Source organism: Pseudomonas sp. SLFW, assembly GCF_009905615.1.
Classification (GTDB): Bacteria; Pseudomonadota; Gammaproteobacteria; order Pseudomonadales; family Pseudomonadaceae; genus Aquipseudomonas; species Aquipseudomonas bambusae.
In genome coordinates this window covers 17,525-42,151 of record NZ_JAAAKW010000033.1, presented here as the reverse complement: position 1 = coordinate 42,151, position 24,627 = coordinate 17,525, and the positions used below count along the sequence as shown (strand labels likewise).

The following is a 24,627-nucleotide window of genomic DNA, read 5'->3' as shown; positions in this document are numbered from 1 at the left end:
GTAGGTCATCGTCAAGATTAAATTCCAGAACCCCATTTGCGAAAGCAGATGGGGTTTTGTTTTTGCGCGCGGAAAAACATCTCAACAGACCAGGTCGCGATTTGGCTTCTATGCATTGATGGTGCGCGCGGATATTATGCGTCCCTCATTGCAAGGCGTATGACAAATGCAGACGTTGTTGAGGCTTCTGGGGGATGGTGCGTTCCATTCTGGTGAAGACTTGGGGCAAGTGCTCGGGGTCAGTCGCAGCGCCGTATGGAAAAAGCTCCAGCAGCTGCAAGTCGAAACAGGAATCGAGATTCATAAGGTGCGCGGTCGGGGATATCGCTTGGCTAGACCCATTTCCCTATTGAACATGAAATGGCTCAATGACAATCAGGGTGTCGCTGGCTGGGATATTCGAGTCTACGAAACCATCGATTCTACGAACGCGGAAGCCATGCGGCTGGTGGCTCAAGGGGTGTCTTTGCCTTTGCTAGTTCTAGCGGAGCAACAGACAGCAGGGCGCGGGCGGCGCGGGCGCAAGTGGGTCAGTCCTTTCGCCCAAAATCTCTATTACAGTTTGGCGCTACGGGTTGAGGGTGGGATGCGGCAATTAGAGGGCTTAAGTCTCCTTGTGGGCCTTGCCGTCTTGAAAATGCTCCGGGAAATGGGAGTTGAAGACGCTGGGCTAAAATGGCCCAACGATATTTTGGTAGGGCGACAAAAGCTCGCCGGTGTTTTGCTGGAGCTCACTGGTGATCCAGCTGATGTTTGTCATGTCGTGGTTGGCATTGGTATCAACGTCAATATGCAGTCTTCCGATCAGGTCGACCAGTCCTGGACTTCCATGGCGCTTGAGGCGGGGGTGGATATGGATCGCAACCAAGTTGTAGCCCGCTTGAGTGTGGCCCTGGCCGAATATCTGGAGGCGCATAGTGAGAAAGGCTTTGGCGCTTTTAGAGATGAGTGGGAGCGCAATCATTTGTGGCAAAACAAACCTGTGACATTGCTTTCGGGTCCAAACGCCATTGAGGGTACGGTGCTTGGGGTGGATGCGGTTGGCGGGCTCCGGTTGCGAGTGGGCGAGGATGTTCGCGTATTTAGCGGTGGGGAGTTGAGTCTGAGACTGCGTGAGCAGTCCTAGGTAAGGCCGTAGTGCGGATGACAGCTGTCCTGGCATCTGAGGGTTTGTGAGGTCGTCATGCGGTGGGTATTTTTGCTGTTGGTTATGTTGAACGCATTTTATTACGTGTGGCATCGACAGGAGGCTCCTCTCAGGCCCAAGGAGATCACGCCCCTGTCCCTCTATAAGGGCGCTCAGCAGGATATTCGACTCCTCAGCGAATCTGGAGCGGGTCGGCTGGAGGGGGGCACGAAAGCGGTGGGCGCCCAATGTATCTACTTGGGGGGTGGTGTCTCGCAAGGTGATGCCAGGACAATGGAGCAGCGACTAACGAGCCTTGATATACAGACCCAATTTGGTCGGTGGCAGGACGATTCGGGAGAGGTGTTTTGGTTGAAAGTAGCTCCTGAAAGTAGGCGTCTTGTGGATGATGTGCTGGTAGGACGGTTAAGGCAGGATTTTCAGCAGTTAAAAAGTAAAATAATGTCGTGCGAAGGCATTGCAACTACAGAATAGTTTGCATAGAATGGCGCCCGCTTCGCAGTGCAAGACAAGTTGGAATGCACGCGAAGCTTGAGTCAACGTTTGTAACCTCAAGATTTTATTGAGAAAAAGGTTGACAGAAGGTCGGCATCATATAGAATGTCGGCTCGCTTAGGAGGGGTTCCCGAGCGGCCAAAGGGATCAGACTGTAAATCTGACGTCTACGACTTCGAAGGTTCGAATCCTTCCCCCTCCACCAAATTTGAGCGTAAGCAGCAAGCTCAGCGGGTATAGTTTAGTGGTAGAACCTCAGCCTTCCAAGCTGATGATGCGGGTTCGATTCCCGCTACCCGCTCCAGGTTTTGTTGGTTGTGCAACGTGTTTTGCTCTTGTAGCTCAGTTGGTAGAGCACACCCTTGGTAAGGGTGAGGTCAGCGGTTCAAATCCGCTCAAGAGCTCCATTACTAAGGCAGATATGAAAGTATCTGCCTTTGTTTTAGGTGTCGCGAGTCGCCTGGTTTCGTTGTGTTCAGGTGGCAGGTGAAGGCCTGCGGTTGTTTGATGGGTCAAAAAGGTTCGTCGAATAGCTGTTGAAATCTTCTTGTCAGGTCCGCATAATGGTCGGCCTGATTTTGCTTTTAGGTCAGTAGCTCAATTGGCAGAGCGACGGTCTCCAAAACCGTAGGTTGGGGGTTCGATTCCCTCCTGACCTGCCAGATTCGGTTCAACGTGTCTGGCTTTCTTTTCACAGGATTTTAGTAGATGAATCCAAAGGCTGAAGCCCAAGACTCCCGTTTTGATCTCGTAAAGTGGCTCGTCGTAGTCCTTTTGGTCGTTGTGGGTGTCGTCGGAAATCAATACTACTCGGCGCAGCCAATCCTGTATCGCGTGCTCGCTCTGCTCGTAATTGCTGCTGCTGCTGCTTATGTAGGGCTGCAGACGGGTAAGGGCAAAGCTTTCTTCGTGTTGGCCAAGGAAGCTCGCGCAGAGATTCGTAAAGTCGTATGGCCTACTCGTCAAGAAACCACTCAGACTACCCTAATCGTGGTGGCTGTGGTTTTGGTTATGGCGCTGCTGTTGTGGGGGCTCGACTCCCTGCTCGGCTGGCTTGTTTCCTTGATCGTCGGCTAAGGGTGTCCCGTGGCTAAGCGTTGGTACGTAGTGCATGCCTACTCGGGTTACGAGAAGCATGTTATGCGCTCTCTGGTCGAGCGTGTAAAGCTGGCAGGCATGGAAGATGGTTTTGGCGAGATTCTGGTCCCTACTGAAGAAGTGGTAGAGATGCGTAACGGCCAGAAGCGCAAAAGCGAACGTAAATTCTTCCCTGGTTATGTGCTTGTTCAGATGGACATGAATGAGGGTACTTGGCACTTGGTCAAGGATACTCCGCGTGTCATGGGCTTCATTGGTGGGACGGCTGATAAGCCAGCCCCAATTACCGATAAAGAAGCCGAAGCGATACTGCGTCGTGTGGCCGATGGCAGCGACAAGCCTAAGCCGAAGACTCTGTTTGAGCCGGGTGAAGTTGTTCGCGTGACCGACGGTCCGTTCGCGGACTTCAATGGTACGGTTGAAGAAGTTAACTACGAAAAGAGCCGGATCCACGTGGCTGTGCTCATTTTCGGTCGCTCCACTCCGGTGGAGCTCGAGTTCAGCCAGGTCGAAAAGGCATAGCTGAGCTGGAAATCCCATACCCCGCAGCCTTGGGCTGTGGGGTTTTGTCGTCACTGGGATAAACGCGCAAGTAACCGGGGAGCCTTTCGAGGCGTTTGAACCCGTAATTGGAGTGCCTCATGGCCAAGAAGATTACCGCTTACATCAAGCTTCAAGTGAAAGCCGCTCAGGCTAACCCAAGCCCACCTGTTGGTCCTGCTCTGGGTCAGCACGGTGTGAACATCATGGAATTCTGCAAGGCCTTCAACGCCCGTACTCAGGGTCTTGAGCCAGGTCTGCCGACTCCAGTGATCATCACTGTATACAGCGACCGTAGCTTCACTTTCGAAACCAAAAGCACACCTGCTTCGGTTCTGCTGAAAAAAGCAGCTGGTCTGACCAGCGGTTCGGCTCGCCCGAACACCGTCAAAGTTGGCACTGTTACCCGTGCTCAGCTGGAAGATATCGCGAAAGCTAAAAACGCGGATCTGACTGCTGCTGACATGGAAGCAGCCGTGCGCACTATCGCCGGTTCTGCTCGTAGCATGGGCCTTAACGTGGAGGGTGTGTAATGGCTAAGCTGACCAAACGCCAAAAGGCAATCGCTTCGAAAGTTGAAGCTGGCAAGTCCTATAGCTTCAACGACGCGGCAGCTCTGCTGACCGAACTGTCCACCGTAAAATTCAGCGAGTCCGTTGACGTTGCTGTAAACCTCGGTGTTGACCCACGTAAATCTGACCAGGTTGTTCGTAGCGCTACTGTGCTGCCACACGGCACTGGCAAGACCGTTCGTGTAGCAGTGTTCACCCAGGGTCCAGCGGCTGAAGCTGCGCTGGCAGCGGGCGCTGATCGCGTTGGTATGGACGATTTGGCTGCTGAAATGAAAGGCGGCGACCTGAACTATGACGTCGTGATTGCCTCCCCGGATGCAATGCGTGTTGTAGGTCAGTTGGGTCAGATCCTCGGTCCACGTGGTCTGATGCCTAACCCGAAAGTTGGTACTGTAACTCCAGATGTCGCCACTGCGGTTAAAAACGCCAAGGCGGGTCAGGTTCGTTATCGCACTGACAAAAACGGCATCATCCACACCTCCGTTGGCAAAGTCGGCTTTGATGCGGACAAGCTGCGTGAGAACGTTGAAGCACTGATCGCAGACCTGAAGCGTATCAAGCCAGCTTCCTCGAAAGGTGTCTATGTCAAGCGCGTTACCCTGAGCACCACTATGGGCCCAGGTTTGGTCATCGATCAAGGTTCGTTGAACGCGTAAGACCGCCAAGGTGCAGGAAACTGCGCCTTAGCAAAAAAATTGGGGTCCCTGCCTGGCGGGGGCTATCCAAGACCGTAGGCGACGCAAGTCTTAAACCACAAGCCTACGCAGATGGTGCTCCCGGTTCCTTACCGAATCAGACACCAAAACGACATCCGGCTCCGGCCAGATGAAACGGTAACAAGCAGGAGTTAAACCCGTGGCAATTAAACTCGAAGACAAGAAGGCCATCGTCGCTGAAGTCAACGAGGCTGCCAAAGTCGCTCTGTCTGCTGTCGTGGCTGATGCCCGTGGCGTGACAGTAGGCGCGATGACCGGACTCCGTAAAGAGGCTCGTGAAGCTGGCGTATACGTACGTGTTGTACGTAACACCCTGCTCAAGCGCGCTGTTGCTGACACTGAATACAGTGTCCTCAACGACGCGTTCACTGGCCCGACCTTGATCGCTTTCTCCAACGAACACCCAGGCGCTGCTGCCCGTTTGTTCAAAGAGTTCGCCAAAGGTCAGGACAAGTTCGAGATCAAGGCAGCTGCGTTTGAGGGCAAGTTCCTCGCAGCTAATCAGATCGACGTACTGGCAACCTTGCCGACCCGTAACGAAGCAATTTCTCAGCTGATGAGCGTGATTCAAGGCGCTACCAGCAAATTGGCTCGTACTCTGGCGGCAGTTCGCGAACAGAAAGAAGCTGCAGCAGCCTAAGGGCTCGCACTCTCTCTCGCGTATTTTTGTTTATTTCGAAGGCCGCTTAGGCCCTCACACAATTCAGGAATTAGAGTCATGTCTATCTCTCAAGACGATATCCTCAACGCCGTAGCTGAAATGTCCGTTCTGCAGGTTGTTGAGCTGATCAAAGCTTTTGAAGAAAAATTCGGCGTTAGCGCTGCTGCTGCATCGGCTGGTCCAGCTGCTGCTGCCGCTGTTGTTGAAGAGCAAACCGAATTCAACGTCATGCTGACCGAAGCTGGCGAGAAGAAAGTCAACGTCATTAAAGCTGTCCGTGAGCTGACCGGTCTGGGCCTGAAAGAAGCCAAGGCAGTAGTTGACGGCGCTCCAGCCATTGTTCTGGAAGCAGTAGCAAAAGACGCTGCTGACAAAGCCAAAGCAACTCTGGAAGAAGCAGGCGCTAAAGTCGAGCTGAAGTAAGCATCGACCTTGCGTCTCCAGCCCAAGCGTTGAGCGGAAGGCTGATGGCTGGTGGCTTCTGCCACCGGCCTTTTTCCGTTATTGGCATCCGATCAGATCGGCGCCACTAACGTGCTTCAACCACCTCGAACGGTGGCGCAAACCATGGGGTTTGCACGATTTTCTGGTCGCTCCCGTCGGGGGAGGCCAAACAAGCAGGTGACCAAGCTGGGGAACGCTGATGGCTTACTCATATACTGAGAAAAAACGTATCCGCAAGGACTTTAGCAAGTTGCCGGACGTCATGGATGTGCCTTACCTCCTGGCCATCCAGCTGGATTCGTATCGTGAATTCTTGCAAGCGGGAGCGACTAAAGATCAGTTCCGCGACGTGGGCCTGCATGCGGCCTTCAAATCCGTTTTCCCGATCATCAGCTACTCCGGCAATGCTGCTTTGGAGTACGTCGGTTATCGTCTGGGCGAACCGGCTTTTGATGTCAAGGAATGCGTTCTGCGCGGTGTGACGTACGCAGTACCGTTGCGGGTAAAAGTGCGCCTGATCATTTTCGACAAAGAATCGTCGAACAAAGCGATCAAGGACATCAAAGAGCAAGAAGTCTATATGGGTGAAATCCCCCTGATGACTGAAAACGGTACCTTCGTTATCAATGGTACCGAGCGTGTTATCGTTTCCCAACTGCACCGTTCGCCAGGCGTGTTCTTTGACCACGACCGCGGCAAGACGCACAGTTCTGGCAAGCTGCTGTACTCCGCACGCATCATTCCTTATCGTGGTTCCTGGCTGGACTTCGAGTTCGATCCCAAGGACTGTGTATTCGTCCGTATCGACCGTCGCCGTAAGCTTCCTGCTTCGGTTTTGCTCCGCGCTCTTGGCTACACCACTGAAGAAGTGCTGGACGCTTTCTATACCACCAACGTTTTCCACGTACAGGGCGAATCCCTGAGCCTGGAGTTGGTGCCTCAGCGTCTACGTGGTGAGATTGCCGTTCTGGACATCCTGGATGACAAGGGCAAGGTCATCGTCGAGCAAGGCCGTCGTATTACTGCGCGGCACATCAACCAGTTGGAAAAAGCCGGCATCAAAGCGCTGGAAGTTCCGCTCGACTACGTCATTGGCCGCACCACTGCCAAGGCGATCGTGCACCCGGCCACCGGCGAAATCATTGCCGAGTGCAACACCGAGCTGAACCCTGAAATCTTGGCCAAAATTGCCAAGGCACAGGTTGTCCGTATCGAGACGTTGTATACCAATGACATCGACTGCGGTCCGTTCATCTCCGATACGCTGAAGATTGATTCGACTGGCAACCAGCTGGAAGCGCTGGTCGAAATCTATCGCATGATGCGTCCAGGCGAGCCGCCGACCAAGGATGCAGCCGAGACGCTGTTCAACAACCTGTTCTTCAGTCCAGAGCGTTACGATCTGTCTGCTGTAGGTCGTATGAAGTTCAACCGTCGTATCGGTCGTACCGAGATCGAAGGGTCGGGCGTGCTGTGTAAAGAAGATATCGTTGCGGTCCTCAAGACCCTGGTCGATATCCGTAACGGCAAAGGCATCGTCGATGACATCGACCACCTGGGTAACCGTCGGGTCCGTTGCGTCGGTGAGATGGCCGAAAACCAGTTCCGCGTAGGTCTGGTGCGTGTTGAGCGTGCAGTCAAAGAGCGTCTGTCGATGGCGGAGAGCGAAGGCCTGATGCCTCAGGACCTGATCAACGCCAAGCCGGTCGCCGCTGCGGTCAAGGAGTTCTTCGGTTCCAGTCAGCTGTCGCAGTTCATGGACCAGAACAACCCACTGTCCGAAATCACCCACAAGCGCCGTGTTTCTGCACTGGGCCCTGGTGGTCTGACACGTGAGCGCGCGGGCTTTGAAGTTCGTGACGTACACCCGACCCACTATGGTCGCGTTTGCCCGATTGAAACTCCGGAAGGCCCGAACATCGGTCTGATCAACTCGTTGGCGGCCTATGCCCGCACCAACCAGTACGGCTTCCTGGAAAGCCCGTACCGTGTGGTGAAAGAAGGTCTGGTGACTGACGAGATCGTCTTCCTGTCCGCTATTGAAGAGGCCGATCACGTGATCGCGCAGGCTTCGGCGACCATGAACGACAAAGGTCACCTGATCGACGAACTGGTAGCTGTTCGTCACTTGAACGAGTTCACCGTCAAGGCGCCGGAAGACGTCACTTTGATGGACGTTTCGCCGAAGCAGGTCGTTTCGGTTGCAGCGTCGCTGATTCCGTTCCTCGAGCACGACGACGCCAACCGTGCGTTGATGGGCTCGAACATGCAGCGTCAGGCTGTACCAACACTGCGTGCCGACAAGCCGCTGGTAGGTACTGGCATGGAGCGCAACGTTGCCCGCGACTCCGGCGTTTGTGTCGTGGCTCGTCGGGGCGGCGTGATCGACTCTGTTGATGCCAGCCGTATCGTGGTTCGTGTTGCCGATGACGAAGTTGAGCCGGGAGAAGCCGGTGTCGATATCTACAACCTGACCAAATACACACGCTCGAACCAGAACACCTGCATCAACCAGCGTCCGCTGGTGAGCAAGGGTGACCGCGTCCAGCGTAGCGACATCATGGCTGACGGGCCGTCCACCGATATGGGTGAACTGGCTCTGGGTCAGAACATGCGCATCGCGTTCATGGCATGGAACGGCTTCAACTTCGAAGACTCCATCTGCCTGTCTGAGCGTGTTGTTCAGGAAGATCGCTTCACCACGATCCACATCCAGGAACTGACCTGTGTGGCGCGTGACACCAAGCTTGGTCCAGAGGAAATCACCGCTGACATCCCGAACGTGGGTGAAGCAGCGCTGAACAAGCTTGACGAAGCCGGTATCGTTTACGTAGGTGCTGAAGTTGGCGCAGGCGACATTCTCGTCGGTAAGGTCACTCCGAAAGGCGAGACCCAGCTGACTCCGGAAGAGAAACTGCTGCGCGCGATCTTCGGTGAGAAAGCGAGCGACGTTAAAGACACTTCCCTTCGCGTACCGACCGGTACCAAAGGTACTGTCATCGATGTTCAGGTGTTCACCCGTGACGGCGTTGAGCGTGATGCTCGTGCATTGTCCATCGAGAAGAGCCAGCTGGACGAGATCCGCAAGGATCTGAACGAAGAGTTCCGCATCGTTGAAGGTGCAACCTTCGAGCGTCTGCGTCAGGCGCTGGTTGGTCGTTCTGTCGAAGGTGGTGCTGGCCTGAAGAAAGGTCAGGAAATCACCAACGAAGTCCTCGACGGTCTCGAGCATGGGCAGTGGTTCAAACTACGCATGGTTGAAGACGCGCTGAATGAGCAACTCGAAAAAGCTCAGGCTTATATCGTTGATCGTCGTCGTCTGCTGGACGACAAGTTCGAAGATAAGAAGCGCAAGCTGCAACAGGGCGATGACCTGGCTCCGGGTGTGCTTAAAATCGTCAAGGTTTACCTTGCCATTCGTCGCCGCATTCAGCCGGGCGACAAAATGGCCGGTCGTCACGGTAACAAGGGTGTGGTCTCCGTGATCATGCCTGTTGAAGACATGCCGCACGATGCCAATGGCACACCGGTGGATATCGTCCTTAACCCGTTGGGTGTACCTTCGCGTATGAACGTTGGTCAGATTCTCGAAACTCACCTGGGCCTCGCGGCCAAAGGTCTGGGCGAGAAGATCAACCGTATGCTCGAGGAGCAGCGTAAAGTCGTTGAGTTGCGCAAGTTCCTGAACGAGATCTACAACGAGATCGGCGGCCGTCAGGAAAATCTGGACGACCTGTCTGATCAAGAAGTTCTGGATCTGGCGAAGAACCTGCGTGGCGGCGTTCCGATGGCAACTCCGGTATTCGACGGTGCCAAGGAAAGCGAAATCAAGGCGATGCTGCGCCTGGCGGACATGCCGGACAGTGGCCAAATGCAACTGTTCGACGGTCGCACCGGCAACAAATTTGAGCGTCCGGTAACTGTTGGCTACATGTACATGCTGAAGCTGAACCACTTGGTGGACGACAAGATGCACGCGCGTTCCACTGGTTCTTACAGCCTGGTTACCCAGCAGCCGCTGGGTGGTAAGGCACAGTTCGGTGGTCAGCGTTTCGGGGAGATGGAGGTCTGGGCGCTGGAAGCATACGGCGCGGCATACACTCTGCAAGAAATGCTCACAGTGAAGTCGGACGATGTGAACGGTCGTACCAAGATGTACAAAAACATCGTGGACGGCGATCACCGTATGGAGCCGGGCATGCCCGAGTCCTTCAACGTGTTGATCAAAGAAATCCGTTCGCTCGGTATCGATATCGATCTGGAAACCGAATAACACGTGACGCGAATCGAGAGTGGGTCGGTATGACCACTCTCTGCTCCGCCAGGAGGAAAGGCCTTGAAAGACCTACTGAATTTGCTGAAAAACCAGGGTCAAGTCGAAGAGTTCGACGCCATCCGTATCGGGTTGGCATCGCCTGAGATGATCCGTTCGTGGTCGTTCGGTGAAGTTAAAAAGCCGGAAACCATCAACTACCGTACGTTCAAGCCTGAGCGTGACGGCCTGTTCTGCGCCAAGATCTTTGGCCCGGTCAAGGATTACGAGTGCCTGTGCGGTAAGTACAAGCGCTTGAAGCATCGTGGCGTGATTTGCGAGAAGTGTGGCGTTGAAGTTGCACTGGCCAAGGTCCGTCGTGAGCGCATGGCTCACATCGAACTGGCATCGCCGGTTGCTCACATCTGGTTCCTGAAATCACTGCCGTCCCGTATCGGCCTGCTGATGGACATGACCCTGCGTGATATCGAACGCGTTCTCTACTTCGAGAGCTATGTCGTTATTGATCCAGGCATGACCACTCTTGAAAAAGGTCAGCTGCTGAACGACGAACAGTACTTCGAAGCTCTCGAAGAGTTCGGTGACGACTTCGACGCCCGCATGGGTGCTGAGGCTGTCCGCGAACTGCTGCACGCTATCGATCTGGAGCACGAGATTGGCCGTCTGCGCGAAGAAATTCCGCAAACCAACTCCGAAACCAAGATCAAGAAGCTGTCCAAGCGCCTGAAGTTGATGGAAGCCTTCCAGGGTTCCGGCAACCTGCCTGAGTGGATGGTGTTGACCGTTCTGCCGGTTCTGCCGCCAGATCTGCGTCCACTGGTCCCGCTGGATGGCGGTCGCTTTGCGACTTCCGACCTCAACGATCTGTACCGTCGAGTGATCAACCGTAACAACCGTTTGAAGCGCCTGCTGGATCTGTCCGCTCCGGACATCATCGTGCGCAACGAAAAACGTATGCTGCAGGAAGCAGTGGATGCGCTGCTCGACAACGGTCGTCGCGGTCGCGCCATTACCGGTTCGAACAAGCGTCCTCTGAAATCCCTGGCCGACATGATCAAGGGTAAACAAGGTCGTTTCCGTCAGAACTTGCTCGGTAAGCGTGTTGACTACTCGGGTCGTTCGGTAATTACCGTAGGTCCGACCCTGCGTCTGCACCAGTGCGGCCTGCCGAAGAAAATGGCTCTCGAGCTGTTCAAGCCGTTCATTTTCGGCAAGCTGGAAATGCGTGGTCTGGCGACCACCATCAAAGCCGCCAAGAAAATGGTCGAGCGTGAACTGCCAGAGGTCTGGGACGTTCTTGCAGAAGTGATTCGCGAACACCCAGTGCTGCTCAACCGTGCACCGACCCTTCACCGTTTGGGTATCCAGGCGTTTGAGCCAGTGTTGATCGAAGGTAAGGCAATCCAGCTGCACCCGCTGGTTTGTGCGGCATACAACGCCGACTTCGACGGTGACCAGATGGCTGTTCACGTACCGCTCACGCTGGAAGCCCAGCTGGAAGCGCGTGCGTTGATGATGTCCACCAACAACATTCTGTCGCCAGCGAACGGTGAGCCAATCATCGTTCCGTCTCAGGACGTTGTATTGGGTCTGTATTACATGACCCGAGAGGCGATCAATGCTAAGGGCGAGGGCCGCGTATTCGCGGACCTGCAAGAAGTCGATCGCGTATTCCGCGCCGGCGAAGCCGCTCTGCACGCGAAAATCAAGGTTCGTATCAACGAGACCGTCAATGACCGCGATGGTGGTAGCGTCAAGAACACTCGTATCGTCGACACGACTGTCGGACGTGCGCTGCTGTTCCAGGTGGTTCCGCCGGGTCTGTCGTACGACGTCGTCAACCAGCCGATGAAGAAAAAGGCGATCTCAAAACTGATCAACCAATGCTACCGCGTGGTTGGTCTGAAAGAGACCGTGATCTTCGCTGACCAGTTGATGTACACCGGTTTTGCCTATTCGACGATTTCGGGTGTCTCGATCGGCGTTAACGACTTCGTTATCCCGGATGAGAAAGCTCGCATCATCGATGCTGCGACCGAAGAAGTTAAAGAAATCGAAAGCCAGTATGCGTCCGGCCTGGTTACTCAGGGCGAGAAGTACAACAAGGTGATCGACCTTTGGTCCAAGGCGAACGACGAAGTCTCCAAGGCGATGATGTCCAACCTCTCGAAAGAGAAGGTTGTCGACCGTCACGGCGAGACTGTGGACCAAGAGTCCTTCAACTCGATGTACATGATGGCTGACTCGGGTGCACGGGGTTCCGCAGCCCAGATTCGCCAGTTGGCCGGCATGCGTGGTCTGATGGCCAAGCCAGATGGCTCGATCATCGAGACGCCAATTACAGCGAACTTCCGTGAAGGTCTGAGCGTACTGCAGTACTTCATCTCGACTCACGGTGCTCGTAAAGGTCTCGCGGATACCGCGTTGAAAACCGCTAACTCCGGTTACCTGACACGTCGTTTGGTAGACGTAGCGCAAGACTTGGTTGTCACCGAAGTCGATTGCGGTACGGAGCAAGGTCTGCTCATGACGCCGCACATTGAAGGCGGCGACGTTGTCGAGCCTTTGGGTGAGCGCGTACTGGGTCGTGTAATTGCGCGTGACGTGTTCAAGCCGGGTACTGAGGACGTTATCGTTCCGGCTGGCACGCTGGTGGACGAGAAGTGGGTTGAATTCATCGAGCTGAACAGCATCGACGAAGTCATCGTGCGCTCGCCAATCAGCTGCGAAACTCGTTACGGTATTTGCGCGAAGTGCTACGGCCGTGATCTTGCACGTGGTCACCAGGTAAACATTGGTGAAGCTGTCGGTGTAATCGCCGCTCAGTCGATCGGTGAGCCAGGTACACAGCTGACCATGCGTACGTTCCACATCGGTGGTGCGGCCAGTCGTACTTCTGCAGCCGACAGCGTTCAGGTCAAAAACGGCGGTATTGTCCGCCTGCATAACCTGAAGCATGTTGAGCGTCTGGATGGCAACCTGGTGGCGGTATCGCGTTCCGGCGAGCTTGCCATTGCTGACGAGTTTGGTCGTGAGCGTGAACGCTACAAACTGCCTTACGGTGCAGTAATTTCGGTGAAAGAAGGTGACAAGGTTGACGCTGGCTCGATCGTAGCCAAGTGGGACCCGCACACTCACCCGATCGTTACCGAAATGAAAGGTACCGTGACCTACGTGGGCATGGAAGAAGGTATTACGATCAAGCGCCAGACCGACGAACTGACCGGTTTGACCAACATCGAAGTACTGGATGCCAAAGACCGTCCGGCAGCGGGCAAAGACATTCGTCCTGCGGTCAAGATGGTGGGTGTCGACGGTAAGGATCTGTTGCTGCCGGGTACCGACGTTCCGGCTCAGTACTTCCTGCCTGCGAACGCTTTGGTCGGCGTCGCGGACGGCGCTCAAGTGGGGGTGGGTGATGTTATTGCCCGTATCCCACAAGAGACTTCCAAGACTCGTGACATCACCGGTGGTCTGCCACGCGTTGCGGACTTGTTCGAAGCGCGTCGTCCGAAAGAAGCGTCGATCCTGGCAGAGGTCAGCGGTACGATCGCGTTCGGTAAAGAGACTAAAGGTAAGCGTCGCCTGGTCATCACTCCGAATGACGGTAGTGATCCGTACGAAGAGTTGATTCCGAAGTGGCGTCACCTGAACGTCTTTGAAGGTGAGCAAGTTAACCGCGGTGAGGTTATCTCAGACGGTCCTAGCGATCCACACGATATCCTGCGCTTGCTGGGTGTCAGTGCGCTGGCGAAGTACATCGTCAACGAGATTCAGGATGTTTACCGTCTGCAGGGCGTGAAGATCAACGACAAGCACATTGAAACGATTCTTCGTCAGATGCTGCGTAAAGTCGAGATCAGCGAGTCGGGCGATTCAAGCTTCATCAAGGGTGACCAGATGGAGTTGACGCACGTATTGGTCGAGAACGAGCGACTGGCGCAGGACGAGAAATTCATTTCGAAATTCACTCGTGTGCTGCTCGGTATTACCAAGGCATCGCTGTCTACCGAATCGTTCATCTCGGCGGCTTCCTTCCAGGAAACCACTCGCGTTCTGACCGAGGCAGCGGTAACTGGCAAGCGCGATTACCTGCGCGGCCTGAAAGAAAACGTGGTGGTGGGGCGTCTGATCCCGGCCGGTACCGGTTTGGCCTATCACAGCGAGCGTAAGCGCCGTCGTGATGCTGACAAGCCGTTGCGCGTGAGTGCGAGCGAAGTTGAAGCCGCGCTGACCGAAGCGTTGAACTCAAGCAGTAATTGAGAGTAGGGCCCTGATTTTCATGTCCGCCCATCACTGACAGGCTGTTGCTGTGAGGGCGGGTGGTCATGAGGTCGGGGCTTTGTCTTGACTGGGGGAAGGATCGTCTTTAGACTCTTGTACCCCTAAATCTGGCGGGACGAATGTCCTGCCATTTTGCTTTTCTTGTAAGACAATAGCGTCGCAAGACAACAGTGGAGCTAGTAGATGGCAACTATCAACCAGCTGGTACGTCAGCCGCGTAAGCGTATCGTCGAGAAATCCGACGTGCCTGCGCTGCAGAACTGCCCGCAACGTCGTGGCGTGTGCACTCGCGTGTACACCACTACGCCGAAAAAACCTAACTCGGCACTGCGTAAAGTATGCCGTGTGCGTCTGACCAACGGTTTCGAGGTTTCCTCGTACATCGGTGGTGAAGGCCACAACCTGCAAGAGCACAGCGTCGTCCTGATTCGTGGCGGCCGTGTAAAAGACTTGCCAGGTGTTCGTTACCACACCGTTCGCGGTTCGTTGGATACCTCCGGTGTTAAGGGTCGTAACCAGGGTCGTTCGAAATACGGTACCAAGCGTCCGAAGTAATTCGGCCGTCTTGCAGTTGTTCATAAATTTTATTGTGTCGATAAGAGTAAGGTCGGGCGATGCATTTCCTGCGCTGTCCCGAGCGAACCTGAAGACCGTTTGAGGGCTTATCATGCCAAGACGTCGCGTAGCAGCAAAACGTGAGATTCTTGACGATCCGAAGTACGGGTCGCAGATTCTCGCCAAGTTCATGAACCACGTAATGGAAAGCGGTAAAAAAGCCGTTGCCGAACGTATCGTTTACGGTGCCCTGGACACAGTCAAGGCTCGTAAGGCTGGTACCGATCCCCTGGAACTCTTCGAAAAAGCACTCGACGCCATCGCTCCGCTGGTCGAAGTGAAGTCGCGCCGCGTTGGTGGTGCTACTTACCAGGTTCCGGTCGAAGTTCGTCCATCCCGTCGTAATGCTCTGGCAATGCGTTGGCTGGTAGACTTCGCGCGCAAGCGCGGTGAGAAGTCTATGGCTCTGCGTTTGGCTGGCGAACTGTTGGACGCCGCCGAGGGCAAAGGTGCTGCGGTCAAGAAGCGTGAAGACGTGCACCGTATGGCTGAAGCCAACAAGGCTTTCTCGCACTACCGCTTCTAATCTCAGCGTCACTATTTTTGCGAGGGCTTTATGGCTCGTACTACTCCGATTAACCGCTACCGTAACATTGGTATCGTGGCTCACGTGGATGCTGGTAAAACCACCACCACCGAGCGCGTCCTTTTTTACACCGGCGTGAACCACAAAATGGGCGAGGTGCATGATGGCGCCGCGACCATGGACTGGATGGTGCAGGAGCAGGAGCGTGGTATTACCATTACTTCTGCTGCCACCACTGCTTTCTGGCAGGGTTCTGTCAAGCAGCATAAAGACCGCTATCGCTTCAACATCATCGATACCCCGGGCCACGTTGACTTCACCATCGAAGTAGAGCGCTCGCTGCGCGTACTCGACGGCGCGGTCGTTGTGTTCTGTGGTACTTCGGGTGTTGAGCCACAGTCGGAAACTGTATGGCGTCAAGCCAACAAGTACGGCGTCCCGCGTCTTGTTTATGTCAACAAGATGGACCGCGCCGGTGCAAACTTCCTGCGCGTCGTCGACCAGATCAAGAAGCGCCTGGGCCACACCCCGGTGCCGATTCAGCTGGCAATCGGTTCGGAAGACAACTTCCAGGGCCAGATCGATCTGATGACCATGGAAGCGGTTTACTGGGATGACGCCGACAAGGGTATGACTCCTCGTCGCGAAGCTATCCCTGCCGAGCTGCAAGAGTTGGCCGAAGAGTGGCGCAGCAACATGGTTGAGGCGGCTGCCGAGGCCAATGAAGACTTGATGAACAAGTACCTGGAAGGCGAAGAGCTGACTCTCGAAGAGATCAAGGCCGCTCTGCGTCAGCGTACTATTGCCGGTGAAATCGTTCTGGCAGTTTGCGGTTCTTCGTTCAAGAACAAAGGTGTTCCGCTGGTTCTGGACGCCGTCGTCGACTACCTGCCAGCACCTGTCGAGATTCCTGCGATCAAGGGTATCAACCCGGACGACAAGGAACTGGACAAGGACGATCCGGCTATTCGTCACGACGAGCGTCATGCAGACGACAACGAGCCGTTCTCGGCTCTGGCGTTCAAGATCGCGACCGACCCGTTCGTGGGTTCGATCACCTTCGTGCGCGTCTACTCGGGTGCTCTGAACTCCGGTGACTCGGTTCTGAACTCGGTGAAAGGCAAGAAAGAGCGTGTGGGCCGTATGGTTCAGATGCATGCCAACACCCGTGAAGAAATCAAGGAAGTACTGGCTGGTGACATCGCTGCCTTGATCGGCATGAAAGATGTAACCACTGGTGAAACCCTTTGCGCACTGGATAAGCCGATTATCCTTGAGCGTATGGACTTCCCTGAGCCGGTGATCTCGGTTGCTGTTGAGCCGAAGACCAAAGACGACCAGGAAAAAATGGGTATCGCTCTGAGCAAGCTCGCTCAGGAAGACCCTTCTTTCCGCGTCAAAACCGACGAAGAGACTGGTCAAACGATCATCTCGGGCATGGGTGAGTTGCACCTGGACATCCTGGTAGACCGGATGCGCCGTGAGTTCAACGTCGAAGCCAACATCGGTAAACCGCAGGTTTCTTACCGTGAGAAGATCACTAAGAACTGCGAGATCGAAGGCAAGTTCGTTCGTCAGTCCGGCGGTCGTGGCCAGTTTGGTCACTGCTGGATCCGTTTTGCACCTGCTGACGAAGGTCAGGAAGGTCTGCAATTCGTAAACGAAGTGGTTGGTGGTGTTGTTCCTAAGGAATACATTCCTGCCATCCAGAAAGGCATTGAAGAGCAGATGAAGAACGGTGTTGTTGCCGGCTATCCGCTCATCGGCCTGAAGGCTACCGTCTTTGACGGTTCTTACCACGACGTCGACTCCAACGAGATGGCGTTCAAGGTGGCTGCCTCCATGGCGACCAAGCAACTTGCCTCCAAAGGTGGCGGTGTGGTGCTTGAGCCGATCATGAAGGTAGAAGTTGTAACACCTGAGGACTACATGGGTGACGTGATGGGTGACCTGAACCGTCGTCGCGGCATGATCCAAGGTATGGAAGATACGGTTTCCGGCAAGGTTATCCGCGCCGAGGTTCCGTTGGGTGAAATGTTCGGTTACGCGACCGACGTTCGTTCCATGTCTCAGGGTCGCGCAAGCTACTCCATGGAATTCTCCAAATACTCCGAAGCTCCGTCGAATATCGTCGAAGCTCTCGTTAAAAAACAAGGCTGATTCAGCCCCTTTAGGCTAGGAGTTCACTGTCGTGGCTAAAGAAAAATTTGAACGTAACAAACCGCACGTCAACGTCGGCACCATCGGTCACGTCGACCACGGTAAAACCACTCTGACCGCTGCTCTGACCCGTGTTTGCTCCGAAGTTTTCGGTTCGGCTCGCGTTGACTTCGACAAGATCGACAGCGCTCCAGAAGAGAAGGCTCGTGGTATCACCATCAACACTGCACACGTAGAGTACGACTCGCATGCTCGTCACTACGCGCACGTTGACTGCCCGGGTCACGCTGACTACGTAAAAAACATGATCACCGGTGCTGCCCAGATGGACGGCGCGATCCTGGTTTGCTCGGCCGCCGATGGTCCGATGCCGCAAACTCGTGAGCACATCCTGCTGTCCCGTCAGGTTGGCGTTCCGTACATCGTGGTCTTCCTGAACAAGGCTGACCTGGTAGACGACGCTGAGCTGCTGGAACTGGTTGAAATGGAAGTCCGCGATCTGCTGACTACCTATGACTTCCCAGGCGACGACACTCCGATCATCATCGGTTCTGCTCGTATGGCTCTGGAAGGTCTGGACGACAATGAGATGGGCACCACTGCCGTCAAGAAGCTGGTAGAGACTCTGGACAGCTACATCCCAGAACCAGTTCGTGCTATCGACAAGCCGTTCCTGATGCCAATCGAAGACGTATTCTCGATCTCGGGTCGCGGTACTGTTGTGACCGGTCGTGTTGAGCGTGGCATCGTTCGCATCCAGGAAGAAGTCGAGATCGTGGGTCTGCGTGAGACCACCAAGACGACTTGCACCGGCGTTGAAATGTTCCGCAAGCTGCTGGACGAAGGTCGTGCTGGCGAGAACTGCGGCGTTCTGCTGCGCGGCACCAAGCGTGACGACGTTGAGCGTGGTCAGGTTCTGGTCAAGCCAGGCAGCGTCAAGCCTCACACTCAGTTCGAAGCTGAAATCTACGTTCTGAGCAAGGAAGAAGGCGGTCGTCACACCCCGTTCTTCAAAGGCTACCGTCCACAGTTCTACTTCCGTACTACCGACGTAACTGGTAGCTGCGAACTGCCGGAAGGCACCGAAATGGTTATGCCAGGTGACAACGTTAAAGTTTCCGTCACTCTGATCAAGCCAATCGCAATGGAAGACGGCCTGCGTTTCGCCATCCGTGAAGGCGGTCGTACCGTCGGCGCTGGTGTCGTAGCCAAAATCATCGCCTAAGCGTTGATTTGCCAAAAAAGCCCCCGCCTTGCGGGGGCTTTTTTATTGGGTTGACACCCTGATTGCTCGTCTATAGAATTGCGCCTCCTTTTAACGGGCGTATTGCGCTCGCTGGGAATAGCAGCCGGAGTCTGAAATCCAATGCAAAATCAGCAAATCCGTATCAGGTTGAAGGCTTTTGACCATCGCCTGATCGACCAATCCACCCAGGAAATCGTGGAAACCGCGAAACGTACTGGTGCTCAAGTGCGTGGTCCAATTCCACTGCCTACCCGTAAAGAGCGGTTCACCGTTCTGGTTTCTCCGCACGTCAACAAAGACGCGCGCGACCAGTACGAGATCCGTACTCATAAGCGTGTCCTGGACATCGTCCAGCCAACGGATAAAACCGTTGATGCACTTATGAAGCTTGATCTTGCGGCAGGTGTGGAAGTGCAGATCAGCCTCGGCTAAGACTCGGGTCTTAGTCGTGTAACGCTCTGAAATGGGCGGCCATAGCGGGTGAAAGCCCCGTACACTTATGAGGTTTACAACATGACTATTGGTGTAGTCGGTCGAAAAGCGGGCATGACTCGTATTTTCACCGAAGAAGGTGTCTCCATTCCGGTCACGGTCATTGAGATCGAGCCGAATCGCGTCACCCAGTTCAAAACCGAAGAAAGCGATGGCTATCGCGCAGTGCAAGTCACTGTCGGTGAGCGTCGTGCTTCGCGCGTGACTGCTGCTCAAGCAGGTCACTTCGCTAAAGCGAACGTTGCCGCGGGTCGCACCGTTCTGGAATTCCGTCTTGAAGAAGGCGAGTACCAGGCTGGTGATCTGATCAATGCAGAAATCTTCGCCGCTGGTCAACTGGTCGATGTGACCGGTCAGTCCAAGGGTAAGGGTTTCGCAGGTACTATCAAGCGCCACAATTTCCGTGGTCAAGATAATACTCACGGTAACTCCGTTTCCCACCGCGTCCCGGGCTCTATCGGCCAGTGCCAGACTCCTGGTCGTGTATTCAAGGGCAAAAAAATGTCCGGTCATATGGGCGCTGAGCGCGTGACCGTGCAGTCCCTGGAAGTAGTGCGTGTGGACGCTGAACGCAATCTGTTGTTGGTCAAGGGCGCTGTTCCTGGCGCTACTGGCGGCAACCTGGTTGTACGTCCAGCAGCCAAGGCTCGCGGTTAAGGGGAAGCTGACATGCAATTAAATGTAAATGACGCTCAAGCGATCGAAGTTTCCGAACTGACATTCGGCGGCGAGTTCAACGAGACGCTGGTTCACCAAGCAGTCGTGGCCTACATGGCTGGCGGCCGTCAAGGTAGCAAGCAGCAAAAGACCCGTTCCGACGTTTCCGGTGGCGGCAAGCGCCCATGGCGTCAGAAGGGTACTGGCCGTGCTCGTGCCGGTACTATCCGTAGCCCAATCTGGCGTGGCGGCGGTACCACATTCGCAGCACGTCCTCAGGACCACTCTCAGAAGCTCAACAAGAAGATGTATCGCGCAGCACTGCGCTCCATCCTCGCTGAGCTGGTTCGTACTGATCGTCTGGTCGTGGTTCAGGATTTCGCCGTTGAATCGCCGAAAACCAAAGACCTGCTGGGCAAGCTGAACGACATGAGCCTGACCGACGTGTTGATCGTGTCGGATGCTGTTGATCAGAACCTGTACCTGGCTGCTCGCAACCTGCCACACGTTGATGTACGTGATGTGCAAGGTTCCGATCCAGTTAGTCTGATCGCATACGACAAAGTGTTGATCACTGTGTCGGCCGTGAAGAAATTCGAGGAGCTGCTGGGATGAACCAGGAACGCGTATTTAAAGTTCTGCTTGGCCCGCACGTTTCCGAGAAGGCTACGGTTCTGGCAGACAAGAAAGGTCAGTTCGTTTTCAAGGTTGCTACTGATGCAACCAAGCTGGAAATCAAGAAGGCCGTCGAAAGCCTGTTCAGCGTGAAAGTAGAGCGCGTCACTACCCTGAATGTTCTGGGTAAGACCAAACGCACTGCTCGCGGTCTGGGCAAGCGTAATGACTGGAAGAAGGCGGTTATCTCCCTTCAGCCAGGCCAAGATCTCGATTTCAGCAGCAGTGCTGAGTAAGGAAGGGGTGCATCATGGCAATCGTTAAATGCAAACCGACTTCCCCTGGCCGCCGTTTTGTGGTCAAGGTGGTCAACAAGGAGCTGCACAAAGGCGCTCCTCACGCACCGCTGCTCGAGAAAAAATCGAAGTCTGGTGGTCGTAACAACAATGGCCGCATCACTACTCGTCACGTAGGTGGTGGTCATAAGCAGCATTATCGTCTGGTCGACTTCCGTCGCAACGACAAGGATGGCATCGCTGCCACCGTCGAGCGCATTGAATACGATCCAAACCGTACTGCTCACATCGCACTGCTGCTGTACGCAGACGGCGAGCGTCGTTACATCATCGCGCCTAAAGGCGTGAGTGCTGGCGACCAGCTGATTGCAGGTGCCTTGGCTCCAATCAAGCCGGGCAACGCTCTGCAACTGCGTAACATCCCAGTTGGTTCCACCGTTCACGGTATCGAACTGAAACCTGGTAAAGGCGCTCAAATCGCGCGTTCCGCTGGTGCTTCGGCTCAGTTGGTCGCTCGTGAAGGTGTCTACGTGACTCTGCGTCTTCGCTCCGGTGAAATGCGTAAAGTCCTGTCCGAATGCCGTGCAACTCTCGGTGAGGTTTCCAACTCCGAGCACAGCCTGCGTTCGCTGGGTAAAGCTGGTGCCAAGCGCTGGCGTGGCGTTCGCCCAACCGTTCGTGGTGTTGCCATGAACCCGGTTGACCACCCACATGGTGGTGGTGAAGGTCGTACCTCTGGTGGTCGTCATCCGGTATCGCCGTGGGGCTTCCCGACTAAGGGCGCGAAGACTCGTGGTAATAAGCGTACCGACAAAATGATCGTCCGTCGTCGCAAGTAAATAGAGGGATACGACAGTGCCACGTTCTCTGAAAAAAGGTCCTTTTATTGATCTTCACCTACTGAAGAAGATCGAAGTGGCGGCGGAAAAGAACGATCGCAAACCGGTTAAGACCTGGTCGCGTCGTTCGATGATCCTGCCACAAATGGTCGGTTTGACCATTGCTGTGCATAACGGTCGTCAGCATGTTCCTGTTCTCGTGAACGAAGACATGGTCGGCCACAAACTGGGCGAGTTTGCCGGTACCCGCACTTATCGTGGGCACGTGGCAGACAAGAAAGCCAAGCGTTAAGGGGTAAGGAACGATGGAAGTAGCCGCTAAGTTGTCGGGCGCTCGAATCTCCGCCCAGAAAGCCCGCTTGGTCGCCGACCAGATCCGCGGGAAGAAGGTGGGCGAAGCGCTCAACCTGTTGGCTTTCAGCAGTAAGAAAGCCGCCGAGATCATGAAAAAAGTGCTGGAGTCGGCCGTAGCCAACGCCGAGCATAACGAAGGCGCAGACGTTGATGACCTCAAGGTCTCCACCGTTTTCGTCAACGAAGGGCGTTCGCTGAAGCGCATCATGCCACGTGCCAAAGGCCGTGCTGATCGCATCGTCAAGCGGTCTTGCCATATCACTGTCAAGGTTGCTGACAAGTAACGGAGTCGAAGAGATGGGTCAGAAAGTACATCCCATTGGCATTCGCCTGGGAATCGTCAAGGAGCACACCTCCGTCTGGTACGCAGACGGTCGGACTTATGCGGACTATTTGCTCGCAGATCTGAAGGTGCGTGAGTATCTCCAAGACAAACTAAAAAGCGCGTCCGTTAGCCGTATCGATATCCATCGTCCGGCTCAAACTGCACGCATCACCATCCACACCGCTCGTCCAGGTATCGTTATCGGGAAGAAAGGTGAAGATGTTGAGAAACTGCGTCAGGACCTGACCAAGCAAATGGGTGTGCCTGTGCACATCAATATCGAAGAGATCCGCAAGCCGGAGCTCGACGGTATGCTGGTTGCTCAGAGCGTAGCTCAGCAGCTGGAGCGTCGTGTGATGTTCCGTCGCGCCATGAAACGCGCCGTACAGAACGCCATGCGCATTGGTGCCAAAGGCATCAAAATCCAAGTGAGCGGTCGTCTCGGCGGTGCTGAAATCGCACGTACTGAATGGTATCGCGAAGGTCGTGTGCCACTGCACACCCTGCGTGCCGACATCGACTATGCCAACTACGAAGCTCACACCACTTACGGTGTGATCGGTGTCAAGGTTTGGATCTTCAAAGGCGAAGTAATTGGTGGTCGCCAAGAAGAACTGAAACCACAAGCACCAGCGCCTCGTAAAAAAGCTGCTAAGTAAGGGGTACGCCAAATGTTGCAACCAAAGCGTACGAAGTTCCGCAAGCAGATGACCGGCCACAACCGTGGTCTGGCGCTGCGCGGTAGCAAAGTCAGCTTCGGCGAGTTCGCGCTGAAGTCTGTTGCTCGTGGTCGTCTCACCGCTCGTCAGATCGAGTCAGCGCGTCGTGCTCTGACCCGTCACGTAAAACGTGGCGGCAAGATCTGGATCCGTGTATTCCCGGACAAGCCTATTTCCAAAAAGCCCCTCGAAGTTCGGATGGGTAAAGGTAAGGGTAACGTCGAATACTGGGTTGCCCAGATTCAGCCAGGCAAAGTCCTGTATGAAATCGAGGGTGTTTCCGAAGAGTTGGCGCGTGAGGCTTTCGCCCTGGCTGCTGCAAAGCTGCCGCTCGCCACCTCCTTTGTTAAGCGGACGGTGATGTGATGAAAGCGAATGAACTTCGTGAAAAATCAGCACAGCAACTGAACGAGCAACTGCTCGGCTTGCTGCGCGACCAGTTCAATCTGCGTATGCAGAAAGCAACTGGCCAGTTGGGGCAGTCTCACCTGCTCTCGCAAGTTAAGCGTGACATCGCTCGCGTGAAGACTGTGCTCAACCAGCAGGCAGGTAAGTAATCATGGCTGAAGCCGAAAAAACCGTCCGTACGCTGACTGGCCGTGTCGTCAGCGACAAGATGGACAAGACCATCACCGTACTGATTGAGCGTCGCGTAAAGCACCCTATCTACGGTAAATACGTTAAGCGTTCGACTAAGCTGCACGCGCACGACGAAACCAACCAATGCCACATCGGCGACAAGGTCACTATTCGTGAAACTCGTCCGATGGCCAAGACTAAATCTTGGGCGCTGGTTGATGTTCTCGAACGCGCTGTGGAAGTCTAAGGGCTAGGGGTCGGAGAAATTATATGATTCAGACTCAATCCATGCTCGATGTGGCCGATAACAGCGGCGCTCGCCGCGTTATGTGCATCAAGGTGCTTGGTGGCTCTCATCGTCGTTACGCTGGTATCGGTGACATCATCAAAGTGACCGTCAAGGAAGCAATTCCGCGCGGTAAGGTGAAAAAAGGCCAAGTGATGACTGCTGTTGTAGTCCGCACTCGCCACGGTGTTCGTCGTGCAGACGGCTCCATCATCCGCTTCGATGGCAACGCTGCTGTTCTGTTGAACAACAAGCAAGAGCCGATCGGCACCCGTATCTTTGGGCCAGTGACCCGTGAACTTCGTACTGAGAAGTTCATGAAGATCGTCTCGCTCGCCCCAGAAGTGCTGTAAGGAGATCCGACATGCAAAAGATTCGTCGTGACGACGAGATCATCGTGATCGCCGGCAAAGACAAAGGTAAGCGCGGTAAGGTGCTCAAGGTTCTCGCTGACGACCGTTTGGTCGTTGGTGGGATTAACCTGGTGAAGCGTCATACCAAGCCTAACCCGATGTCGGGCGTACAGGGCGGTATCGTCGAGAAAGAAGCGCCACTGCACGCTTCCAACGTCGCCATTTTCAACGGCGCAACCAACAAGGCTGACCGCGTTGGTTTCAAAGTTGAAGACGGCAAAAAAATTCGTGTCTTCAAGTCGACCCAAAAAGCGGTTGATGCTTGAACACTGCTA

Annotated in this window: 27 protein-coding genes and 4 tRNA genes; all 31 read left to right on the top strand. The window is 54.8% G+C overall.

The features are described from left to right. Window positions 1-166: 166 nt before the first annotated feature. The 31 genes from birA to rplX all read left to right on the top strand — a co-directional run bounded on the left by birA (window position 167) and on the right by rplX (window position 24,618). Window positions 167-1,126, top strand: a complete 960-nt coding sequence (gene birA / locus GVN17_RS28275; RefSeq protein WP_166598566.1) for a bifunctional biotin--[acetyl-CoA-carboxylase] ligase/biotin operon repressor BirA — start codon at window positions 167-169, stop codon at window positions 1,124-1,126. Window positions 1,127-1,183: 57 nt separating this feature from the next. Continuing rightward, on the top strand, window positions 1,184-1,621 hold the full coding sequence (locus tag GVN17_RS29775) for a hypothetical protein (RefSeq protein ID WP_256665500.1): 438 nt from the start codon (window positions 1,184-1,186) through the stop codon (window positions 1,619-1,621). A gap of 141 nt (window positions 1,622-1,762) precedes the next feature. Further along, a tRNA-Tyr gene (locus tag GVN17_RS28270) sits at window positions 1,763-1,847 on the top strand. Between the two features lie 25 nt (window positions 1,848-1,872). Beyond that, window positions 1,873-1,946 (top strand) — tRNA-Gly (locus GVN17_RS28265). A gap of 27 nt (window positions 1,947-1,973) precedes the next feature. Next, window positions 1,974-2,049, top strand: a tRNA-Thr gene (locus GVN17_RS28260). Window positions 2,050-2,228: 179 nt separating this feature from the next. Further along, a tRNA-Trp gene (locus GVN17_RS28255) sits at window positions 2,229-2,304 on the top strand. 46 nt (window positions 2,305-2,350) lie between these two features. Then, window positions 2,351-2,719: a preprotein translocase subunit SecE gene (gene secE, locus GVN17_RS28250; RefSeq protein WP_166598565.1), complete on the top strand. Its 369-nt coding sequence runs from the start codon at window positions 2,351-2,353 to the stop codon at window positions 2,717-2,719. Window positions 2,720-2,728: 9 nt separating this feature from the next. After that, window positions 2,729-3,262: a transcription termination/antitermination protein NusG gene (gene nusG, locus GVN17_RS28245; protein ID WP_166598564.1), complete on the top strand. Its 534-nt coding sequence runs from the start codon at window positions 2,729-2,731 to the stop codon at window positions 3,260-3,262. A gap of 119 nt (window positions 3,263-3,381) precedes the next feature. Next, window positions 3,382-3,813: a 50S ribosomal protein L11 gene (rplK, locus tag GVN17_RS28240; protein WP_020290713.1), complete on the top strand. Its 432-nt coding sequence runs from the start codon at window positions 3,382-3,384 to the stop codon at window positions 3,811-3,813. Beyond that, entirely contained in the window at window positions 3,813-4,508 is a 696-nt protein-coding gene (rplA, locus tag GVN17_RS28235; protein WP_166598563.1) for a 50S ribosomal protein L1, read from the top strand. The genes rplK and rplA overlap by 1 nt, the downstream gene beginning before the upstream one ends. A gap of 199 nt (window positions 4,509-4,707) precedes the next feature. Continuing rightward, entirely contained in the window at window positions 4,708-5,208 is a 501-nt protein-coding gene (gene rplJ / locus GVN17_RS28230) for a 50S ribosomal protein L10 (RefSeq protein WP_081569202.1), read from the top strand. 78 nt (window positions 5,209-5,286) lie between these two features. After that, window positions 5,287-5,652, top strand: coding sequence for a 50S ribosomal protein L7/L12 (gene rplL, locus GVN17_RS28225; RefSeq protein WP_166598562.1), 366 nt, complete (start codon window positions 5,287-5,289; stop codon window positions 5,650-5,652). Between the two features lie 220 nt (window positions 5,653-5,872). Next, entirely contained in the window at window positions 5,873-9,946 is a 4,074-nt protein-coding gene (gene rpoB, locus GVN17_RS28220; RefSeq protein ID WP_166598561.1) for a DNA-directed RNA polymerase subunit beta, read from the top strand. A gap of 63 nt (window positions 9,947-10,009) precedes the next feature. Further along, window positions 10,010-14,209, top strand: a complete 4,200-nt coding sequence (rpoC, locus tag GVN17_RS28215) for a DNA-directed RNA polymerase subunit beta' (RefSeq protein ID WP_166598560.1) — start codon at window positions 10,010-10,012, stop codon at window positions 14,207-14,209. 204 nt (window positions 14,210-14,413) lie between these two features. Continuing rightward, a complete protein-coding gene (gene rpsL, locus GVN17_RS28210) occupies window positions 14,414-14,785 on the top strand; it encodes a 30S ribosomal protein S12 (RefSeq protein ID WP_003186084.1) in 372 nt (123 codons plus the stop codon). A 112-nt stretch (window positions 14,786-14,897) separates the two neighbouring features. Beyond that, the gene (rpsG, locus tag GVN17_RS28205; RefSeq protein ID WP_007970418.1) at window positions 14,898-15,371 is read left to right on the top strand and encodes a 30S ribosomal protein S7; all 474 of its coding nucleotides are present in this window, start codon (window positions 14,898-14,900) and stop codon (window positions 15,369-15,371) included. Window positions 15,372-15,401: 30 nt separating this feature from the next. After that, window positions 15,402-17,531 carry an elongation factor G gene (gene fusA, locus GVN17_RS28200; RefSeq protein WP_166598559.1) on the top strand — a complete coding sequence of 710 codons (2,130 nt, stop codon included), beginning with the start codon at window positions 15,402-15,404 and terminating at the stop codon, window positions 17,529-17,531. A gap of 31 nt (window positions 17,532-17,562) precedes the next feature. Further along, the gene (gene tuf / locus GVN17_RS28195; protein ID WP_166598558.1) at window positions 17,563-18,756 is read left to right on the top strand and encodes an elongation factor Tu; all 1,194 of its coding nucleotides are present in this window, start codon (window positions 17,563-17,565) and stop codon (window positions 18,754-18,756) included. Window positions 18,757-18,897: 141 nt separating this feature from the next. Next, a complete protein-coding gene (gene rpsJ / locus GVN17_RS28190) occupies window positions 18,898-19,209 on the top strand; it encodes a 30S ribosomal protein S10 (protein WP_003186070.1) in 312 nt (103 codons plus the stop codon). 81 nt (window positions 19,210-19,290) lie between these two features. Continuing rightward, window positions 19,291-19,926 (top strand): 50S ribosomal protein L3, encoded by a 636-nt coding sequence (gene rplC / locus GVN17_RS28185; RefSeq protein ID WP_166598557.1) that lies wholly within the window; start codon window positions 19,291-19,293, stop codon window positions 19,924-19,926. 12 nt (window positions 19,927-19,938) lie between these two features. After that, window positions 19,939-20,541, top strand: coding sequence for a 50S ribosomal protein L4 (rplD, locus tag GVN17_RS28180; protein WP_037017717.1), 603 nt, complete (start codon window positions 19,939-19,941; stop codon window positions 20,539-20,541). Continuing rightward, entirely contained in the window at window positions 20,538-20,837 is a 300-nt protein-coding gene (gene rplW / locus GVN17_RS28175; protein ID WP_008374165.1) for a 50S ribosomal protein L23, read from the top strand. The genes rplD and rplW overlap by 4 nt, the downstream gene beginning before the upstream one ends. Window positions 20,838-20,851: 14 nt before the next feature. Further along, window positions 20,852-21,676, top strand: a complete 825-nt coding sequence (gene rplB, locus GVN17_RS28170; RefSeq protein ID WP_166598556.1) for a 50S ribosomal protein L2 — start codon at window positions 20,852-20,854, stop codon at window positions 21,674-21,676. Window positions 21,677-21,692: 16 nt separating this feature from the next. Beyond that, window positions 21,693-21,968, top strand: a complete 276-nt coding sequence (gene rpsS, locus GVN17_RS28165; protein WP_002555486.1) for a 30S ribosomal protein S19 — start codon at window positions 21,693-21,695, stop codon at window positions 21,966-21,968. 13 nt (window positions 21,969-21,981) lie between these two features. Then, window positions 21,982-22,314 carry a 50S ribosomal protein L22 gene (rplV, locus tag GVN17_RS28160; protein ID WP_003103908.1) on the top strand — a complete coding sequence of 111 codons (333 nt, stop codon included), beginning with the start codon at window positions 21,982-21,984 and terminating at the stop codon, window positions 22,312-22,314. 13 nt (window positions 22,315-22,327) lie between these two features. Beyond that, window positions 22,328-23,014: a 30S ribosomal protein S3 gene (gene rpsC, locus GVN17_RS28155; protein WP_008065719.1), complete on the top strand. Its 687-nt coding sequence runs from the start codon at window positions 22,328-22,330 to the stop codon at window positions 23,012-23,014. 12 nt (window positions 23,015-23,026) lie between these two features. Then, complete coding sequence (rplP, locus tag GVN17_RS28150; RefSeq protein WP_003228729.1) at window positions 23,027-23,440, top strand: 50S ribosomal protein L16; 414 nt, start codon at window positions 23,027-23,029, stop codon at window positions 23,438-23,440. Beyond that, on the top strand, window positions 23,440-23,631 hold the full coding sequence (gene rpmC, locus GVN17_RS28145; protein ID WP_002555481.1) for a 50S ribosomal protein L29: 192 nt from the start codon (window positions 23,440-23,442) through the stop codon (window positions 23,629-23,631). Before rplP ends, rpmC begins: the two co-directional genes overlap by 1 nt. A 2-nt stretch (window positions 23,632-23,633) precedes the next feature. Next, window positions 23,634-23,900 carry a 30S ribosomal protein S17 gene (gene rpsQ, locus GVN17_RS28140; protein ID WP_003194644.1) on the top strand — a complete coding sequence of 89 codons (267 nt, stop codon included), beginning with the start codon at window positions 23,634-23,636 and terminating at the stop codon, window positions 23,898-23,900. Window positions 23,901-23,923: 23 nt separating this feature from the next. Next, window positions 23,924-24,292, top strand: a complete 369-nt coding sequence (gene rplN, locus GVN17_RS28135) for a 50S ribosomal protein L14 (RefSeq protein WP_002555479.1) — start codon at window positions 23,924-23,926, stop codon at window positions 24,290-24,292. Window positions 24,293-24,303: 11 nt separating this feature from the next. Continuing rightward, entirely contained in the window at window positions 24,304-24,618 is a 315-nt protein-coding gene (gene rplX, locus GVN17_RS28130) for a 50S ribosomal protein L24 (protein ID WP_002555478.1), read from the top strand. Window positions 24,619-24,627: the final 9 nt, after the last annotated feature.

What these genes read in the sequence shown, in the direction of transcription:
- birA (WP_166598566.1), top strand. Translation starts at nt 167, where the DNA reads ATGCAGACGTTGTTGAGGCTTCTGGGGGATGGTGCGTTCCATTCTGGT.
- GVN17_RS29775 (WP_256665500.1), top strand. Translation starts at nt 1,184, where the DNA reads ATGCGGTGGGTATTTTTGCTGTTGGTTATGTTGAACGCATTTTATTAC.
- secE (WP_166598565.1), top strand. Translation starts at nt 2,351, where the DNA reads ATGAATCCAAAGGCTGAAGCCCAAGACTCCCGTTTTGATCTCGTAAAG.
- rplK (WP_020290713.1), top strand. Translation starts at nt 3,382, where the DNA reads ATGGCCAAGAAGATTACCGCTTACATCAAGCTTCAAGTGAAAGCCGCT.
- rplA (WP_166598563.1), top strand. Translation starts at nt 3,813, where the DNA reads ATGGCTAAGCTGACCAAACGCCAAAAGGCAATCGCTTCGAAAGTTGAA.
- rplL (WP_166598562.1), top strand. Translation starts at nt 5,287, where the DNA reads ATGTCTATCTCTCAAGACGATATCCTCAACGCCGTAGCTGAAATGTCC.
- rpoB (WP_166598561.1), top strand. Translation starts at nt 5,873, where the DNA reads ATGGCTTACTCATATACTGAGAAAAAACGTATCCGCAAGGACTTTAGC.
- rpsL (WP_003186084.1), top strand. Translation starts at nt 14,414, where the DNA reads ATGGCAACTATCAACCAGCTGGTACGTCAGCCGCGTAAGCGTATCGTC.
- rpsG (WP_007970418.1), top strand. Translation starts at nt 14,898, where the DNA reads ATGCCAAGACGTCGCGTAGCAGCAAAACGTGAGATTCTTGACGATCCG.
- fusA (WP_166598559.1), top strand. Translation starts at nt 15,402, where the DNA reads ATGGCTCGTACTACTCCGATTAACCGCTACCGTAACATTGGTATCGTG.
- rpsJ (WP_003186070.1), top strand. Translation starts at nt 18,898, where the DNA reads ATGCAAAATCAGCAAATCCGTATCAGGTTGAAGGCTTTTGACCATCGC.
- rplC (WP_166598557.1), top strand. Translation starts at nt 19,291, where the DNA reads ATGACTATTGGTGTAGTCGGTCGAAAAGCGGGCATGACTCGTATTTTC.
- rplD (WP_037017717.1), top strand. Translation starts at nt 19,939, where the DNA reads ATGCAATTAAATGTAAATGACGCTCAAGCGATCGAAGTTTCCGAACTG.
- rplW (WP_008374165.1), top strand. Translation starts at nt 20,538, where the DNA reads ATGAACCAGGAACGCGTATTTAAAGTTCTGCTTGGCCCGCACGTTTCC.
- rplB (WP_166598556.1), top strand. Translation starts at nt 20,852, where the DNA reads ATGGCAATCGTTAAATGCAAACCGACTTCCCCTGGCCGCCGTTTTGTG.
- rplV (WP_003103908.1), top strand. Translation starts at nt 21,982, where the DNA reads ATGGAAGTAGCCGCTAAGTTGTCGGGCGCTCGAATCTCCGCCCAGAAA.
- rpsC (WP_008065719.1), top strand. Translation starts at nt 22,328, where the DNA reads ATGGGTCAGAAAGTACATCCCATTGGCATTCGCCTGGGAATCGTCAAG.
- rplP (WP_003228729.1), top strand. Translation starts at nt 23,027, where the DNA reads ATGTTGCAACCAAAGCGTACGAAGTTCCGCAAGCAGATGACCGGCCAC.
- rpmC (WP_002555481.1), top strand. Translation starts at nt 23,440, where the DNA reads ATGAAAGCGAATGAACTTCGTGAAAAATCAGCACAGCAACTGAACGAG.
- rpsQ (WP_003194644.1), top strand. Translation starts at nt 23,634, where the DNA reads ATGGCTGAAGCCGAAAAAACCGTCCGTACGCTGACTGGCCGTGTCGTC.
- rplN (WP_002555479.1), top strand. Translation starts at nt 23,924, where the DNA reads ATGATTCAGACTCAATCCATGCTCGATGTGGCCGATAACAGCGGCGCT.
- rplX (WP_002555478.1), top strand. Translation starts at nt 24,304, where the DNA reads ATGCAAAAGATTCGTCGTGACGACGAGATCATCGTGATCGCCGGCAAA.